Raw genomic sequence first — 2,150 nt, 5'->3', positions numbered from 1 at the left:
AAGGGGAATCAGCGGTCGGCGGCGGTTGGGTCTCGGCTTGCCAGCAACGTTTCACGCCGACCGATGCATTCCATGGTTCGTCGTGCATTGTTCGTTGCTGCGGTCGCGAGAGTGTGCGTCACGCGTTTTCGGGCGTTGGTGTTGATCGGCGCACCGGCGGCACTCAACATGGTAACGTTTCGGTCACGCATCGTGTTCCACCGACGCGGCCGCCTCCTCGCCAGCCCGGTCTCTGGTAAACGAGCATTGTAGTAAACGAGCACTGCCGTCGGCGCACCGATGTTAACGCTCACAACTCGAATCGCTTACCACTGACAAGCGACATGACAGCGAGTGTTCGGTCTCAGTTGAACGAGCATTGATCAGGCACGTGATCGCGTTGGACTCCAGTCGCAAAATGCTTGGCCTCCATCGCCAATCCGCTTGGCATCGCGCGGTGACATTTCTACATCGACGAACGTCACGCGTAACCGGGAACGCGCGGAACAGTCTCTAACGGCCATATCGCTTAGCTCGCGTTCTCCGGTTCACGCGATGGTTATTTGCTATTGTGAGTTAATACCAGGGAGTCCGGCAGGACAGAGTCGTCCAGCCAATTGTGCGTAGCCGCAAGATGGTGAATTTCATTCGCACGCTCCATGATTGCAGCCCAGATTTCAGGCGACCCAAAATCCACCGTTGCATCATACGCAAGCGATGCGCACTCGTCGACGCAGTTCTGGGACGATTCTGCGCCTTTTAGAAGTGCGGCCCCAGCCCAGCCGGTGAGTTTTGGAATCGTAGATACCTGCGGGCACCCGTGGCGGATGGCGTGACCAGCGAACATGATGCCGTTGCGTTCAATACGCCGTAATCGTTTGAGGCGTGGGTTCGGCGTTACAAGGGCTTTGCGAATCTCGCGATGAGCCGCGTTTAGGTAAATAAGCTGTCGCTTGGGAACATCGGGCCGGTGCTTGCTAAGAAGCGGAATGGCGATTGACGCAATTTCAACACAAAGCCAAACCCGGCAAGGATGAGGAAGATCCGCGAATGGGTCGGTGGTTTGTGTAAAGACGCGTTTTAGCCAATCGAGCATGGATCTTCAGTCAAATAACGACCCGCATCACGGGGCGGCGGGAGTTGACGTTGATTTTACAAACCGCTGGCCACCGCCGCTCCCGTGCATGCGATGGTTCGTCGCGGTTTCGGGTTACAGTTGCGTGACCATTCTACACGTTTGCGACCTGCCAATCGATGTTGCTTCGCCATGAATCATCTCGGATCAGGTATCGCGTAAACGCATCAAGCACATCATTGAGCGTTTTGTAACCGTTGGCACGGAAATGAGTGTCCGTGTCGCCATCGTGGTATTCAAGTATCCATGGATCGGAATCATTTTGCTTCAGGAACTGTTTGCATTCATCGGTAGGCTGCCAGTCGCTTGCAGCTTGAATGAACCAAGTTTCGGATTCAGCGAGAATGGCGAACTTACCGAAAACGTCCGATTCGAGAATCTCGCGAAGGGCTTCTTGAGTCACGTCATCGATCGGGTCGAGTTCTTCAGTTGTCAGCTGCATGGGATGACATTTCTTGGAGCGACGAACGGTTACGATCAGCCGGCGGCGACGGAAGATCAACCACTTCAAATCGCCCGACTTCGCCGCTCGGTTGCATCGTTTGGTTCCCCGCCGTCTTTCATCAGATTTCGTGATCTAGGAGGAAGTCCGTCAGCGGAACGGAAATCAAGCCACCACCAGAGTAGCACGCCCCCTCGACGCTGGGCAACTCAGCGCAATCGTAGTCGATGTCGAGCATACGATCAGACACGCAAGTCGATAGCTTCAAGATGCCAGTCGCAGAGTTTGTCGTACCCGGAGTGTGTTTGATCTCGCCAATGGAAGCACAAACGAACTGTTTGAACGAGCCCATTAGCGGACAACTCGCCACCGGAACATCGTCAACGAGTAGTCGAAGATGTGAAGGTGAAAGCAAGATGGAATGTCCTGCTTCAGGCGGAATCAGCCATTGGAATGTCATCCGAGAAGATTCCAGATGAGCTTGCAGTGATGCCGTGTTGTCGATCAGCATCGTGTCATTGCGAGACATCGCGTTTCCCTGGGGACACGTCAGTCGGGGAACGAAATGCGTAACCGGGCACGCGCGAGAGATCC

General features: G+C 54.8%; 4 protein-coding genes. 1 reads left to right on the top strand and 3 read right to left on the bottom strand.

What is annotated here, in order from left to right; all coding sequences use genetic code 11:
* A partial coding sequence (locus RE6C_RS32895; protein WP_236618207.1) for a hypothetical protein occupies positions 1–252 on the top strand: 252 nt, incomplete at its 5' end.
* A 286-nt stretch (positions 253–538) separates the two neighbouring features.
* On the opposite strand, the gene RE6C_RS14295 is transcribed toward RE6C_RS32895, so the two are convergent.
* The 3 genes from RE6C_RS14295 to RE6C_RS14285 all read right to left on the bottom strand — a co-directional run.
* Positions 539–1,075, bottom strand: a complete 537-nt coding sequence (locus tag RE6C_RS14295) for a hypothetical protein (protein WP_039962083.1) — start codon at positions 1,073–1,075, stop codon at positions 539–541.
* Positions 1,076–1,208: 133 nt separating this feature from the next.
* On the bottom strand, positions 1,209–1,556 hold the full coding sequence (locus tag RE6C_RS14290) for a hypothetical protein (RefSeq protein ID WP_008657603.1): 348 nt from the start codon (positions 1,554–1,556) through the stop codon (positions 1,209–1,211).
* 121 nt (positions 1,557–1,677) lie between these two features.
* Positions 1,678–2,150 (bottom strand): hypothetical protein (locus RE6C_RS14285; protein WP_315852352.1); only part of this gene is annotated, 473 nt, incomplete at its 5' end.

Origin of the sequence: Rhodopirellula europaea 6C (genome assembly GCF_000338295.1) — a bacterium.
In the GTDB taxonomy this organism is placed as follows: Bacteria; Planctomycetota; Planctomycetia; order Pirellulales; family Pirellulaceae; genus Rhodopirellula; species Rhodopirellula europaea.
This window is presented reverse-complemented; position numbering and strand designations above follow the sequence as displayed.